15 protein-coding genes and 1 pseudogene are annotated in these 14,035 nt (G+C 70.8%); 10 read left to right on the top strand and 6 right to left on the bottom strand.

All coding sequences use genetic code 11. The features are described from left to right. Positions 1-41: 41 nt before the first annotated feature. Both HTV45_RS10900 and hisN read right to left on the bottom strand, forming a co-directional pair. Positions 42-443, bottom strand: coding sequence for a cyclic nucleotide-binding/CBS domain-containing protein (locus HTV45_RS10900; RefSeq protein WP_215205488.1), 402 nt, complete (start codon positions 441-443; stop codon positions 42-44). A 169-nt stretch (positions 444-612) separates the two neighbouring features. Beyond that, positions 613-1,413 (bottom strand): histidinol-phosphatase, encoded by an 801-nt coding sequence (hisN, locus tag HTV45_RS10895; protein WP_215205487.1) that lies wholly within the window; start codon positions 1,411-1,413, stop codon positions 613-615. 129 nt (positions 1,414-1,542) lie between these two features. Between hisN and HTV45_RS10890 the strand changes: the two genes are divergently transcribed. Further along, the gene (locus HTV45_RS10890; RefSeq protein WP_215205486.1) at positions 1,543-2,151 is read left to right on the top strand and encodes a TetR/AcrR family transcriptional regulator; all 609 of its coding nucleotides are present in this window, start codon (positions 1,543-1,545) and stop codon (positions 2,149-2,151) included. Between the two features lie 50 nt (positions 2,152-2,201). On the opposite strand, the gene HTV45_RS10885 is transcribed toward HTV45_RS10890, so the two are convergent. The 4 genes from HTV45_RS10885 to HTV45_RS10870 all read right to left on the bottom strand — a co-directional run bounded on the left by HTV45_RS10885 (position 2,202) and on the right by HTV45_RS10870 (position 5,809). Then, complete coding sequence (locus HTV45_RS10885) at positions 2,202-2,525, bottom strand: multidrug efflux SMR transporter (protein WP_215205485.1); 324 nt, start codon at positions 2,523-2,525, stop codon at positions 2,202-2,204. Between the two features lie 117 nt (positions 2,526-2,642). Continuing rightward, a complete protein-coding gene (rsgA, locus tag HTV45_RS10880; RefSeq protein ID WP_215205484.1) occupies positions 2,643-3,653 on the bottom strand; it encodes a ribosome small subunit-dependent GTPase A in 1,011 nt (336 codons plus the stop codon). A 9-nt stretch (positions 3,654-3,662) separates the two neighbouring features. Beyond that, a complete protein-coding gene (aroA, locus tag HTV45_RS10875) occupies positions 3,663-4,979 on the bottom strand; it encodes a 3-phosphoshikimate 1-carboxyvinyltransferase (RefSeq protein WP_215205483.1) in 1,317 nt (438 codons plus the stop codon). A 107-nt stretch (positions 4,980-5,086) separates the two neighbouring features. After that, complete coding sequence (locus tag HTV45_RS10870; protein ID WP_215205838.1) at positions 5,087-5,809, bottom strand: M50 family metallopeptidase; 723 nt, start codon at positions 5,807-5,809, stop codon at positions 5,087-5,089. Positions 5,810-5,869: 60 nt separating this feature from the next. Between HTV45_RS10870 and HTV45_RS10865 the strand changes: the two genes are divergently transcribed. The 9 genes and pseudogenes from HTV45_RS10865 to HTV45_RS10825 all read left to right on the top strand — a co-directional run bounded on the left by HTV45_RS10865 (position 5,870) and on the right by HTV45_RS10825 (position 14,019). Then, positions 5,870-6,685, top strand: a complete 816-nt coding sequence (locus tag HTV45_RS10865; protein ID WP_215205482.1) for an SOS response-associated peptidase — start codon at positions 5,870-5,872, stop codon at positions 6,683-6,685. Positions 6,686-6,797: 112 nt separating this feature from the next. Then, positions 6,798-7,481: an alpha/beta family hydrolase gene (locus tag HTV45_RS10860; RefSeq protein WP_215205481.1), complete on the top strand. Its 684-nt coding sequence runs from the start codon at positions 6,798-6,800 to the stop codon at positions 7,479-7,481. 255 nt (positions 7,482-7,736) lie between these two features. After that, entirely contained in the window at positions 7,737-8,423 is a 687-nt protein-coding gene (gene sigR / locus HTV45_RS10855) for an RNA polymerase sigma factor SigR (RefSeq protein ID WP_215205837.1), read from the top strand. Further along, positions 8,420-8,722 carry a mycothiol system anti-sigma-R factor gene (gene rsrA, locus HTV45_RS10850; protein WP_215205480.1) on the top strand — a complete coding sequence of 101 codons (303 nt, stop codon included), beginning with the start codon at positions 8,420-8,422 and terminating at the stop codon, positions 8,720-8,722. The genes sigR and rsrA overlap by 4 nt, the downstream gene beginning before the upstream one ends. A 46-nt stretch (positions 8,723-8,768) precedes the next feature. Then, positions 8,769-9,393: pseudogene (locus HTV45_RS34210) on the top strand (hypothetical protein); the annotation flags it as partial. Positions 9,394-9,550: 157 nt separating this feature from the next. Beyond that, the gene (locus HTV45_RS10840; RefSeq protein ID WP_215205479.1) at positions 9,551-10,531 is read left to right on the top strand and encodes a hypothetical protein; all 981 of its coding nucleotides are present in this window, start codon (positions 9,551-9,553) and stop codon (positions 10,529-10,531) included. Positions 10,532-10,680: 149 nt separating this feature from the next. Beyond that, a complete protein-coding gene (def, locus tag HTV45_RS10835; RefSeq protein WP_215205478.1) occupies positions 10,681-11,331 on the top strand; it encodes a peptide deformylase in 651 nt (216 codons plus the stop codon). 235 nt (positions 11,332-11,566) lie between these two features. Further along, positions 11,567-12,652, top strand: coding sequence for an epi-isozizaene synthase (cyc1, locus tag HTV45_RS10830; RefSeq protein ID WP_215205836.1), 1,086 nt, complete (start codon positions 11,567-11,569; stop codon positions 12,650-12,652). After that, positions 12,649-14,019 (top strand): cytochrome P450, encoded by a 1,371-nt coding sequence (locus tag HTV45_RS10825; protein WP_215205477.1) that lies wholly within the window; start codon positions 12,649-12,651, stop codon positions 14,017-14,019. Before cyc1 ends, HTV45_RS10825 begins: the two co-directional genes overlap by 4 nt. The last annotated feature ends 16 nt before the right edge of the window (positions 14,020-14,035 follow it).

Here is a 14,035-nt window from a genome sequence, read left to right as displayed (position 1 = left end):
GGCCGGACTCCCTTCGGGGGTCCGGCCCGTTTCCCGTGTCACTACGCCGGCATGTGCTCGGCCCGCTGCCGCTGAGGTGCCCAGCAGCGGATGATGTCGCGGACCGAGACGATGCCGGCGGGCCCGCCCAGGTCGAGGACGATCAGATGGCGGAACCCGCCGTCGGTCATGGCGACCGCGGCCTCCTGCAAAGTCCAGGAAGGGGCGGCGAAGACGACGTCGGTGGTGGTGTGGGCGTGGGCGCGCTCGGTGTCCGGGTCCTGGCCGAGGCCGAGGGAGTTGAGGATGTCGCGTTCGGTGAGAATGCCGATGCCGGTGCCGTCGGGGTCGAGGACCACGGCCGCGCCCACCCGGCGGGCGGACATCAGGGCGGCGGCCTGCCGGAGTGTGTGGGCGGGGCCGATGGTGAGGACCAAGGTGCTCATGGCGTCACGGACGAGCATGGATGGAGCCACCTCCTACCGGAAAACGCGAGGTCGTGGGCCGGGTGACCCGCTAGTTCGCGATTTCACAAGTTCACAAGTGGGGGGACTCTCAGAGTGGCAGGCAAAGCAGGGGTCAACAAGAGGGCGCGTGCGGCCGGTTGGGGGCGCACGCGGATCTCCGGCTCGCTCAGTAGCGCTGGTTGAGGTAGCCCAGCAACTCGTCGTGCAGCAGTCCGTTCGACGCCGCCGCGTTGCCGCTGTGCGGCCCCGGGCGGCCGTCGAGACCCGTGAACGAACCCCCGGCCTCCGTGACCACGATCGCGGTGGCCGCCATGTCCCAGAGTGACAGCTCCGGTTCGGCGCACAGGTCGACCGAGCCCTCGGCGACCATCATGTACGGCCAGAAGTCGCCGTACGCGCGCGTGCGCCACACCTCGCGGCTGAGGTCGAGGAAGCCGTCCAGCCGCCCCTGCTCCTCCCATCCGCTGAGCGACGAGTACGCGAAGGAGGCGTCGGAGAGCCGGGAAACGCGCGAGACGTGCAACCGGGAGGCCGAGGACAGACTCCGTCCGGCGTAGGCGCCGTGCCCCTGGGCCGCCCACCAGCGGCGGCCCAGGGCCGGGGCGGACACCAGGCCCACGACCGGCTGGAAGCCTCCCTCACCGGCCTCCATCAGGGAGATCAGCGTGGCCCACACGGGGACCCCGCGCACGTAGTTCTTGGTGCCGTCGATCGGGTCGATCACCCAGCGCCGCGGCCCCGTGCCCTCCACCCCGTACTCCTCGCCCAGGACCGCGTCCCTGGGGCGGGCGCGTTTGAGGTGATTGCGGATGAGCTCCTCCGCGGCCTTGTCCGCCTCGCTCACCGGCGTCATGTCCGGTTTGGTCTCGACCTTGAGGTCGAGAGCCTTGAACCGGTCCATCGTCGCGGCGTCGGCGGCGTCCGCGAGGACATGGGCGAGACGCAGGTCGTCAAGGTAGTCGGGCATGCGACGAACGGTATCCGCCGAGATCGGTGCGGGGCCACCGGGGGGCGGGGCCCGCGCACCCTTGACAGTGCCCGACGGCGCGTCAAATCTGAACCGCAGGACCGGCCGCTCGCCCCGAGGGAGGCGAAGATGCCTGCAGCGCGGGAAGCCCTGCTCGACGCCGCTTACACGGCACTGGCACGTCGTCCGTGGTCCGCGGTGCGGATGGTTGACGTGGCCGCCGCGGCCGGAGTCTCCCGGCAGACGCTGTACAACGAGTTCGGCAGCAAGGACGGCCTCGCCCGGGCCCTCGTCCGCAGGGAGGCCGACGGTTACCTCGCCGGGGTCGACCGTGCCCTCACCGGACACGCCGACCCGCGCGACCGGCTGACCGCGGTCGCCGAGTGGACCACGGCCGGCGCCCGCGACAACGCCCTGGTCCGCGCCATGCTCACCGGCTGCTGGGGCGAACGCCTGCCCACGCCCGCCCTGCCGCCGGTGCCGTCCGGCTCCACCGCCCCCGCCCAGCGCCGCGCCGACGGGCCGCTGCCCTCACCCGCCGACCTCGTCGCCCTCGTCCGCGACCGCGCCGTCGCTCTCCTGACCGGCCCCGGAGCGTCCAGGGGAGACACCGCCGAACTGGCCCGCACCTGTGAGCTCGTGATCCGCCTGGCCCTCTCCTGCGTCGCAGCGCCGCCTGCCGGCAACGGTGTCGCCGACCTGGTGCGCGGCGTACTGCACCGGCAGCCGGTGCAGTGACCCCCCAGTGACCCGTGGATCCGCCGCCGGTTCCGCGGACGTCACGGAACTCAGTGCGAGGACCCCGAGAGCTGTAGCCCGATCACACCGACGATCACCAGCGTGATCGACACGATCTTCAGCGTCGACACCAGGTCCCCGAGGAACACCATCCCGTAGACGGCCGTCCCCGCCGCCCCGATACCCGTCCACACCGCGTACGCCGGACCCACGTCCAGCTTCTTCAGCGCCATCGTCAGCAGCCCGAAGCTGCCCAGCGCGAACGCGCAGAACGCGATGGTCGGCCACAGCCGGGTGAAGCCGTGCGACAGCTTCAGGCACACGGCGAAACCGGTCTCGAGCAACCCGGCCACGATGACCAGCAGCCACGCCATGTCTCGTCCTTCCGCAGTGCCACGTACGGTGACCGCTTCGCCAGGTTCGGCAGGTTCAGGTCCGGCTCGGTGCGATTATGCACTTACCGTCCGGAGGTCACGGCAAACACGCGAAGGTCAGTCGCCGTCGGAGTGTTCCCGGGTCGCCAGCAGCCGCCGCAGCGAATACAGCCGGGCCGGATCCGCGTGCCCCCCGGCCACCCAGGCGTCCAGCGCGCAGTCCGGCTCGTCGTGACTGCACGCGCGCGGACAGCCCTCGGTGCCACGCTGCAGATCCGGGAAGGCGTTGATGACCCGGGACGGGTCGACATGGGCGAGTCCGAAGGAGCGCACACCCGGGGTGTCGATCATCCAGCCCTCCCCGCCCGACAGCGGCAGTGCCAGCGCGGAGGTCGTCGTGTGCCGTCCCCGCCCCGTCACCGCGTTGACATGGCCGGTCGTGCGCCGGAGGTCCTCCGGCACCAGCGCGTTCACCAGCGTCGTCTTGCCGACCCCGGAGTGCCCCACGAACGCCGTGATCCGGCCGTCCAGCTGCGCCCGCACCCGCTCCACGGCCTCGCCGCTCTCCAGCTCCGCACGGCTGGTGACGACATAAGGGATGTCCAGGTCGCCGTAGAGCTCCAGCAGCTTGTCGGGGGGTGCGAGGTCCGACTTGGTCAGCACCAGCAGCGGCTCGAGACCGCCGTCGTACGCCGCGACCAGGCACCGGTCGATCAGCCGCGGGCGGGGTTCCGGATCGGCGAGGGCGGTGACGACGGCGAGCTGGTCGGCGTTGGCCACGACCACCCGCTCGTAGGGGTCGTCGTCGTCCGCGGTACGGCGCAGCACCGACGTGCGTTCCTCGATCCGCACGATCCGCGCGAGGGTGTCCTTCTTCCCGGACAGGTCGCCCACGATCGCCACCCGGTCGCCGACCACCGCCGCCTTGCGGCCCAGCTCACGGGCCTTCATCGCCATCACCACCCGGTCCTCGACCAGGCAGGTCAGCCGGCCCCGGTCGACGGTGAGGACCAGCCCCCCGGCGGCGTCCTCGTGCTTGGGCCGGATGTGGGTACGCGGCCGGTTGCCCTTGCGGTGGGGACGCGAGCGGATGTCGTCCTCGTCGGTGTGCTTGCCGTAACGGCGCATGGTGGACCCCTACGCCCCGAGCATCCCGGTCCACAGCTCGGGGAAGTCCGGCAGGGTCTTCGCCGTCGTCGCCACGTTCTCGATCTGCACGCCGTCGACCGCGAGGCCGATGACCGCGCCGGCGGTGGCCATCCGGTGGTCCTCGTAGGTGTGGAAGACCCCGCCGTGCAGCCGGCGCGGGCGGATGTGCAGCCCGTCGGCGGTCTCGGTGACGTCGCCGCCGAGTTCGTTGATCTCCTTGGTGAGCGCGGCCAGCCGGTCCGTCTCGTGCAGCCGCAGATGGGCCACGCCCCGCAGGGTGGACGGAGAGTCCGCGAGCGCGGCGACGGCCGCGATGCCCGGCGTCAGCTCGCCGACCTCGCCGAGGTCCACGTCGATGCCGTGGACCGCGCCGGAACCGGTGAACTCGAGCCCGGACTCGGTCAGCTCGCAGGAGCCGCCCATCTCGGTGAAGATCTCCCGCAGCCTGTCGCCGGGCTGGGTGGTCCGGGCCGGCCAGTCCGGGACGACCACTCTGCCGCCGGTCACCAGGGCCGCCGCCAGGAACGGCTGGGCGTTGGACAGGTCGGGCTCGACGGTCAGATCCCGGCCCAGCAGGGCGCCGGGGGTGACCCGCCAGACGTCGGGCTCGCCGCCCGACTCGGGGGTGTCGACCTGGGCGCCCACCGCGCGGAGCATGTCGACCGTCATCCGGATGTGCGGCAGCGACGGCAGCGTCGCGCCGGTGTGCCGGACCTCCACGCCCTGGTTGAAGCGCGGCGCGGACAGCAGCAGGGCGCTGACGAACTGGGAGGACGAGGACGCGTCGACCTCCACCGTCCCGCCGTCCAGCGCGCCGCCCCCGTGCACGGTCATCGGCAGCGCGCCGTGGTCCTCGTCGTCGATCCGGGCACCCAGCCGGCGCAGCGCGTCGATGACTCCGTTCAGGGGACGCTCGTACGAGCGCGGGTCGCCGTCGAAGCGGACGGGGCCGTCGGCCAGCGTGGCCACCGGGGGCAGGAACCGCATCACGGTGCCGGCGTTGCCGACGTCGACGGTGGCCGGACCGTGCAGTCCCGTGGGCAGCACCCGCCAGGCCTCGCCGGTGCCGTCGGGTCCCACGCCCTCCTCGATCTCGATCCCCATGGCGCGCAGCGCGTCCGCCATCAACAGCGTGTCGCGGGAACGCAGCGGGCGGCGCAGCCAGCCCGGCTCGGAGGCGAGGGAGGCGAGCACGAGGGCACGGTTGGTGACCGACTTGGACCCGGGCACGTGGACCGTCGCGTCGACGGCTCCGCTTGCGTGCGGGGCGGGCCAGAGAGCGGTGTGCGTGGGGTTCGGGGCCATGGGGCCACTCTATAAGGAGGGGCATGGCAAGGCCCCTCACCACCTGCGCCGGGGCCGTCCGTCAGCGGCGCGCGGGTGGTGGCGGACCGGTCCGCGGTGCCGGCGGATCACAGGCCGAGCAGCCACCTGCCTCCGCCGAGCAGCGAGCACAGCGACACCGCGTGGAACAGGAACAGCCACAGCCCCGCCGGTACGTGGGTCAGCCGGGACAGCTGGTCCGCGTCGGAGTCCCCCGCGCCCCCGCGGGACCGCTTGGCCTGGAGCTCGAAGGCCGGACGCACCCCGCCGAGCAGCAGGAACCACACCACGGCATAGGCGAAGGCGGCCTGCACCTGGGGCCCGGTCAGCCAGGACACCAGCACGAACGTGCATCCCGTGACGAGCACCGACACCGCCCCGTAGGCGTTGCGGATCATCACCAGCATCGCGATCAGCAGCACCGTGGCCAGCCACAGCAGCAGCGTGATGCGCCCGGCGCCGAGCAGCGCGGCGCCGCCGAGACCCAGCAGCGGGGGAGCGGTGTAGCCGGCGGCGGCGGTGAGGATCATGCCGATGCCGGTCGGCTTGCCGCGGCTGACGGTCAGCCCGCTGGTGTCCGAGTGCAGCCGTATGCCGGTCAGCGTCCGGCCGGTGAGCAGTGCCACCAGCCCGTGACCGCCCTCGTGGGCGATGGTGATCGCGTTGCGGGACAGCCGCCACAGAGCGTGCGGCAGGATGACGGCGGCCGCGGCGACCAGGGTGGCGACGGCCACCCACACATCGGGGTCGGGCTGGGTGCCGGACACCTCGTCCCAGAGGGAGCCGAACGACGCGGACGCGGTGCTGACCATGCTTTCCATGTGTTTCGGATCGCTCCCTGTGTGCGTACGGAGTCTGGCAGTGTTGCACGTATGTGCGGACGGTATGCAGCGAGTCGCAGGCCCGAGGATCTGGCGGGCGTCTTCGAGGTCGAGAAGTGGGAGCCGGAGGAGACCCTGGAACCCGACTTCAACGTGGCGCCGACCAAGGAGGTCTACGCCGTCCTCGACCGTGCCCTCAAAGACGTCTCCGACCCGCGCCCGGTTCGGCAGCTGCGGAAGCTGAAGTGGGGACTGGTGCCCTCCTGGTCCAGGACACCCGAGGGCGGCGCCCGGATGATCAACGCTCGTGCGGAGACCGTCCACGAGAAGCCGTCCTACCGCCGTGCCTTCTCGACCCGGCGCTGCATCCTCCCCGCGGACGGCTACTACGAGTGGGTCACCGGCCGGCAGGAGCGGGACCTGGAGGTGGAGGGGAAGAAGAAGCGGCCCCGCAAGCAGCCCTACTTCGTGACGCCGGCCGACGGCTCGGTGTTCGCCATGGCCGGGCTGTACGAGTTCTGGCGGGACCGGACGCTGCCGGACGACCACCCCCGGGCCTGGTGGGTGACCTGCTCCGTCATCACCACCGAGGCGGAGAGCGGCCCGCTCGCCGAGTCCCCGGCGGACGGCCCGCAGGCCCTCGCGGACATCCACCCCCGGATGCCGCTGATGCTCACGCCGGACCGCTGGGACGCCTGGCTGGACCCGGCCCGCACCGATACCGACGAGCTGCGCGGGTTGCTGGCCCCGCCGCCGGGCGGCCTGATGCGCGCCTACCCGGTGACCACGGCGGTCAGCAACGTCCGCAACAACGGACCGGAACTGCTGGAGGAGCTGGCCGCACCGGAAGAGGGCACACTCTTCTGACGTGATCCCTGACACGACGGACGAGACAGACACGACGGACGAGACAGACACGACGGACGCGACAGACACGACGGACGCGACAGGCGAGACAGACACGACAGGCGCGACAGATATGACAGATGCCCCGGACGCGGCGAACGCGGCGGACACCCCCGGCCCGGCGGAAACGCCCGAGACCGTGGAGACCGACGCGGGTACCGCCCGGATCACCTGGCACCGCGCCCACCGCCGTGCCCGCCTGGTCCTCGCGGTGAGCCACGGCGCCGGTGGCGGCATCGGGGCCCGGGACCTCCAGGCGCTCGCCGCCGAGCTCCCCGCGCACGGTGTGACCGTGGCCCTCGTCGAACAGCCCTGGCGGGTGGCCGGCAAGAAGGTCGCCCCCGCTCCGAAGGCCCTGGACACCGGCTGGCGCGGCGTCTGGCCCGCGCTGGCGGGGCCGGGACTGCCGGTGATCTCGGGAGGACGCAGCGCCGGTGCCCGCGTCGCCTGCCGCACCGCCACCGAACTCGGCGCCCGCGCGGTGCTCGCCCTGAGCTTCCCCCTGCACCCGCCGGGCAGACCCGAGAAGTCCCGTGCCGCCGAGCTGCTGGGCGCGGGCGTGCCCACACTGGTCGTCCAGGGCGGCAACGATCCCTTCGGCAGGCCGGGGGAGTTCCCGGAGGGCGCCCATGAGTTGGTCGAGGTTCCCCACGGCGATCACGGCTTCGCGGTGCCCAAGCGGGCGGGCATCACACAGGAGGAGGCCGTCGCGGTGGTGACCGGCGCCGTCGTGCGGTGGACGGGCGCCCTCGGCTGACACCCGGGAATGCCCGGGGGGCTCCCGCTGTTGGGACGGACGTATGTGCCGGCCGACGGCACCGCCACCGTAGGAGAGGAAGTCCGCCGCATGGGTTCCACGTTCTGCCCGAGCCGCAGTGCCCGCGCCGATCTGGACTGGACGGTGCTGCACGCGGCCAAGACCGCTCCTGTTCGGGCGGCGGGCGGACCGGATCGTCGTCTATCCTCCGATTCGGGTGAGACCGCTCTGGGTCTCACGACAACACTGGAGGAGGTGGGTCCGGTTCCCGGTACCGACGCAGGGACCGAACACGGCCAGGCGGAGCAGCCCGAGGGCCAGGGCGGCAGGGGTGCGGAGTCGGACGGGGAGCGCAACGCGCGCTTCGAGCGGGACGCGCTCGAATTCCTCGACCAGATGTACTCGGCCGCCCTGCGGATGACGCGCAACCCCGCCGACGCGGAGGACCTGGTCCAGGAGACGTACGCCAAGGCGTACGCGTCCTTCCACCAGTTCCGCGAAGGCACCAACCTCAAGGCGTGGCTGTACCGGATCCTCACCAACACCTTCATCAACTCCTACCGCAAGAAGCAGCGTGAGCCGCAGCGCAGCGGTGCCGAGGAGATCGAGGACTGGCAGCTCGCGCGCGCCGAGTCGCACATGTCGACGGGTCTGCGCTCCGCGGAGTCACAGGCGCTGGACCACCTGCCGGACTCGGACGTCAAGGAAGCGCTCCAGGCGATCCCCGAGGAGTTCCGCATCGCGGTGTATCTCGCCGATGTAGAGGGCTTTGCCTACAAGGAGATCGCCGACATCATGGGGACACCCATCGGTACGGTGATGTCCCGGCTGCACCGTGGCCGCCGTCAGCTGCGCGGCATGCTCGAGGACTACGCGCGCGAGCGCGGACTGGTCCCGGCCGGTGCCGGAGAGTCGAACGAAGCGAAAGGCTCGGGGTCATGAGCTGCGGAGAGCCGCACGAGACGGATTGCAGCGAAATCCTCGATCATCTCTATGAGTTCCTCGATCGTGAGATGCCGGATTCCGACTGTGTGAAGTTCGAGCACCACTTCGAGGAATGCTCGCCCTGTCTGGAGAAGTACGGACTCGAGCAGGCGGTGAAGAAACTGGTCAAGCGCTGCTGCGGGCAGGACGACGTTCCGGGCGACCTGCGCTCCAAGGTCATGGGACGGCTCGACCTGATCCGTTCCGGTCAGGCGGTTCCCGACCAGGACATCACGGCCACCCCGCAGGAGTCCTGACCTCCTGATCTCCTGCCGTCCCCGGCCCTTCCTGTCACTCGTACGTGCTAATCCGCTCGCCGCCGGACCGCTGTCGTACGCGTTGCTCGGGGGATCGCGGGACGGCCGGCCCCGGGTGACCGGGTCGTCACCGTGGTGGTCGCCGCGTCCCTGTCCGGCAGCGTGCCGCACGTCGGGCGCGGCGACGGCCCGGCCCGCCGGGTGCTGGCCGTGGGAGGCGTCGTCGTGTGCTTCCAGCCCCTGTACCGCCAGGGCGTCTTCGACGACTGGGCGGGGCCGCGTACGCGCTGGTGCTGCTCTCCCTGCTCTCCCTGCTTTCCCTCACCGCGTCGCGCGACGCCGTGCTCGCCGCCTGCACGACATCGGCCGGCTCAGCCTCGTCGACCCGGTCCCCGCCGGTGCCACCGCCGTCCTGCCGGCCGCCGCCGAGCAGCGTCGGACGCCAGGCCGGCCCGCACCGGGAACAACCGCTCGCCGCGCGGATCGTCCGGGTGGTGAACGCGTACGAGGAGAAGTCCCGGGAAGGAGATCCCGGCGGGCCGCTGACCGCCCCGGAGGAACCGCGGCCCGCCGCCGGCGGGGAGTACGCGCCGGAGGTCGTCGAAGCACCGGCCCGGGTCCTGTCACCGACCTTGGAGGGGGCGCGTGAGTACGGAGACCGCTCGTGGTGAGAGCCGCGAAGAGGGCTGTCCGACCCTGTGCGAGGCTGGGTAACCCATGGGTAATGAGCGTCCTCGTGGCCGTACGTGGTTGGATGCGAAGGAGAGGGTGTCCGGGGGTGCGGTGCGGAAGAGCCGGCCCACCGAACGGAACGGGCAGGCGGGAATCGTGAGGATCTTCGGCAAGGGACGGCACCGGCCCTCCGCCTCCTGGCGGCAGGCCACGGACCGCGCGTTCACGCTCATCGGCGACGGCCGGTACGAGGACGCGGGCGCGCTGCTGACACGGGCCGCCGATCTGGAACCCTGGCTGTCGGAGTCCTGGTTCAATCTCGCGCTGCTGCACAAGTTCCGGCACGACTGGGAGCAGGCGCGCGCCGCCGGCCTGCGGGCCGTGGCCCTGCTCGACCGCGCCACCGGCGCTCCCGACTGGTGGAACGTGGGCATCGCCGCGACCGCGCTGCAGGACTGGCCGCTGGCCCGGCGGGCCTGGCAGGCCTACGGGCTGAAAGTGCCCGGCTCGGCCACCGAAGCCGGTGAGCCCCTGGGCATGGACCTGGGCAGCGCCGCCGTACGGCTCTCCCCGGAGGGGGAGGCGGAGGTGGTGTGGGGCCGGCGTCTGGACCCCGCCCGGATCGAGGTGCTGTCCATTCCGCTGCCGTCCTCCGGCCGCCGCTGGGGAGAGGTCGTCCTGCACGACGGCGTGCCGCACGGAGAGCGCAGCACCGCCGCCGGGCACACCTATCCGGTGTTCGACGAGATCGAGTTGTGGGCGCCCTCGCCGGTACCGACCTGGGTGGTGCTGCTCGAGGCCGCCTCCGAGTCCGACCGGGACGCGCTGGAACAGCTGGCCTCCGACGCCGGGTTCGCCGCCGAGGACTGGTCGTCCTCCGTGCGGCTGCTGTGCCGGATGTGCTCGGAGTCCCGGATGCCGTCCGACGAGGGCGAGGGCGAGCACCTGGACCCGCACGACCACAGCGAGCCGGGCCATCCCGGACCGCTGGGCCATGTCACGGACGGGCAGTTGTGGGTGCCGGAGCGCGAGTGCGGACTGGCCGCGCCGGCGTCGCTGGTCCGGGGACTGCTGGACGGGTGGGTCGCGGACAGCCCGGACTCCAGGGACTGGAGAGACCTGGAAGAGGTCTGTTAGGAACGCCGGCCGCGGGCCGGTGATGGCCTGGTCGCACCCCGCGGCGGAGCCGCCCGGCGACGCGGTCCCGCGCCTCTCCCGGGGCGCGTTTCCCCGTACCCTGTATCGAGCATCAACCTGGGTTTCACTGAGGAAGGCGTACGTCGGTCATGGCTCAGCAGGACACCGATCAGCAGCACGCGGGCGTGCTCCCCGTCGATGACGAGGGGTACGTCATCGACACGCAGGACTGCGAGGAGCGTGAGGCGGCCTGGCGGGAGCGCGGTACCTCGCGTCCGATCACGGTGGTCGGCAATCCGGTGCTGCACAAGGAGTGCGCGGACGTCACGGACTTCGGCGAGGAGTTCCAGCAGCTGGTGGCCGACATGTTCGCCAGCCAGCGCACCGCCGAGGGCGTGGGCCTGGCCGCCAACCAGATCGGCGTCGGCCTGAAGGTCTTCGTCTACGACTGCCCGGACGACGAGGGAGCGCGCCACACCGGCGTGATCTGCAACCCGAAGCTGGTCGAGCTGCCCGCCGAGCGGCGCCGGCTGGACGACAGCAGCGAGGGCTGTCTGTCGGTGCCCACCGCGTACGCGTCGCTGCCCCGTCCGGACTACGCCGAGGTGGTGGGGCAGGACGAGAAGGGCAACCCGGTCCGGGTGCGGGGCACCGGCTACTTCGCACGGTGTTTGCAGCACGAGACCGACCACCTCTACGGCTACCTCTACATCGACCGGCTGTCCAAGCGGGAGCGGAAGGACGCGCTGCGGCAGATGGCCGAGAACGAGCCGCGCTACCCCGTGGTCGCCAACGACTGACCGCCGCCGGCACCCTCCACCGCCGCCCGCACAACGCCCGCCCGCACAACGCCCGGCCGGACCTCTCTCCGGCCGGGCGTTCGTTCGTCCGTGTGCGCGTAGAAGTAGTGAAAGAAGCAAATCCGTTCCCAGAACGGTCAGTTGTGGTGCTGAATGGAGGTGCGGTGATACGCACGGCGTGCGCCCGGCTCGGGGGACGGGCGCGCGTTGACCGGCGGCTGAGAGGGGATTGTTCGTGCATGCTTTGTCTCAAGGCACCACATCGTCACCGACCACCATCGCGGTTCCGCCGGCGCTGTCTCTCCCGGTGATCGAGGCGGCGTTTCCCCGGCAACTCCACCCGTATTGGCCGAAGCTCCAGGAGACCACCAGGGCGTGGCTGCTCGAAAAGCGGCTCATGCCGGCGGACACAGTGGATGAATATGCCGATGGCCTGTGCTACACCGACCTTATGGCGGGGTACTACATAGGCTCCCCCGACGAGGTCCTGCAGGCGATAGCGGACTACAGCGCGTGGTTCTTCGTCTGGGACGACCGGCACGACCGCGACATCGTGCACGGCCGTCCCGCCGCCTGGCGGCGGCTGAAGGACCGGCTGCACACGGCCCTCGACAGTCCCGGGGACCACCTGCGCCACGAGGATCCCGTGGTAGCGGGCCTCGCGGACAGTGTGCACCGGCTGTACGCGTTTCTGCCGCACACCTGGAACGCCCGGTTCGCCCGGCACTTCCACACGGTGATCGAGGCGTACGACCGGGAATTCCACAATCGTACGGAGGGGATCGTCCCCACCGTCGAGGAATACCTGGAACTGCGTCGGCTCACTTTCGCACACTGGATCTGGACCGATCTGCTGGAACCGAGCGCGAGCTGTGAACTACCGGATGCGGTACGAAAGAACCCGGCCTATCGGAAGGCGGCCCTGCTCAGTCAGGAATTCGCCGCCTGGTACAACGACCTGTGCTCGCTGCCGAAGGAGATAGCGGGCAGTGAGGTGCACAACCTCGGTATCAGCCTGGTCACCCACGAGGGGCTGACACTCGAAGAAGCGATAGCCGATCTGAGGCATCGAGTGGAGGAATGCATACGCGAATTCCAGGAAGCCGAACAGCAGGCCTTACGGTTTGCCGACGTGCTCGACGACGGCACGGTGAGAGGAAAGGAGACGAGTGCCGCCGTCCGCGCATGCGTCGGCAACATGCGCAACTGGTTCAGTTCCGTCTACTGGTTCCACCACGAGTCCGGCCGGTACGCGGTGGACAGCTGGGACGACCGCTCCACGCCCCCGTACGTCGACAACGAAGCGGCAGGTGAGAAATGACCGTCGAGTCGGTGAACCCCCGAGCGTCCGAGGCGGCCGCACTGCGCGAGCCACCCCTGGCCGGCGGAGGACTTCCCGTCCTCGGCCACGGCTGGAAACTGGCGCGTGACCCGCTGGCCTTCATGTCCGGGCTGCGCGACCACGGTGACGTGGTGCGCCTGAAGCTCGGGCCGAAGACGGTGTACGCCGTCACCACCCCCGCCCTCACCGGGGCGGTGGCGCTCAGCCCCGACTACATCATCGCCGGACCGCTGTGGGAGTCCCTGGGGGCTCTGCTCGGAGAGGAGGGCGTGGCCACCGCCAACGGCCCCCTGCACCGCCGTCAGCGCCGGACCATCCAGCCCGCGTTCAAGCTCGAGGCGATCCCCGCGTACGGGCCGATCATGGCGGAGGAGTCGTACGCGCTCGTGGAGCGCTGGCGCTCCGGTGAGGAACTGGACATCACGGCGGAGTCCTTCCGCGCGGCCGTCCGGGTCGCCGCCCGCTGCCTGATGCGCGGCAGCTACATGGACGCCCGGGCCGATCGGATCTGCGCCGACCTCGCCGCGCTGTTCAGCGGCATGTACCGGCGCATGGTGGTACCGCTCGGACCGCTCTACAAGGTGCCGCTTCCGGCCAATCGGGAATTCAACCGGGCTCTGGCCGATTTGCACGTCCTGGTCGACGAGATCGTCGCCGACCGCCGGGCAAGCGGTCAAAAACCGGACGATTTGCTGACGGCTTTGCTGGAGGCGAAGGACGACAATGGCGAGCCCATAGGGGAACAGGAGATCCACGATCAGGTCATCGCCATACTCACCCCCGGAAGTGAAACCATCGGAGCCACGCTCATGTCGCTCCTCCTGGTTCTCACCGAACACCCGGAACTCGGGGACAAGATCCGCGACGAGGTGAAAGCCGTCGTCGGTGACCGCCCGGTCGCATTCGAGGACGTCCGAAAACTGACGTACACCACGAATGTGGTCGTCGAGACCCTCCGGCTGTATCCGGCCGTATGGATATTGACGCGCCGTGCGGTGGCGGACACCGAACTCGGCGGATACCGCATTTCCAAGGGGGCCGATCTCATCTACAGCCCGTACGCCATCCAGCGAGACCGGCGGTCGTACGAGCGCGGCGAGGAGTTCGACCCCGACCGCTGGCTCCCGGAGCGGGCCAAGGACGTGCCGAAGTACGCGATGAGCCCGTTCAGCGTGGGCAACCGGAAGTGTCCGAGCGATCACTTCTCGATGGCCGAGCTCACGCTCATCACCGCCGTGATCGCCTCCGCCTACCGGTTGGAGCACGCGTCCGGTTCCGACATCCGGCCCCGGATCGGCATCACGCTCCGGCCGCGCCGCCTGATGCTGCGGGCACTGCCCCGCTGACCGGCCGGGCGGCGCG

The organism is Streptomyces sp. CHD11 (assembly GCF_018638295.1).
GTDB lineage: Bacteria > Actinomycetota > Actinomycetes > Streptomycetales > Streptomycetaceae > Streptomyces.
This window is presented reverse-complemented; position numbering and strand designations above follow the sequence as displayed.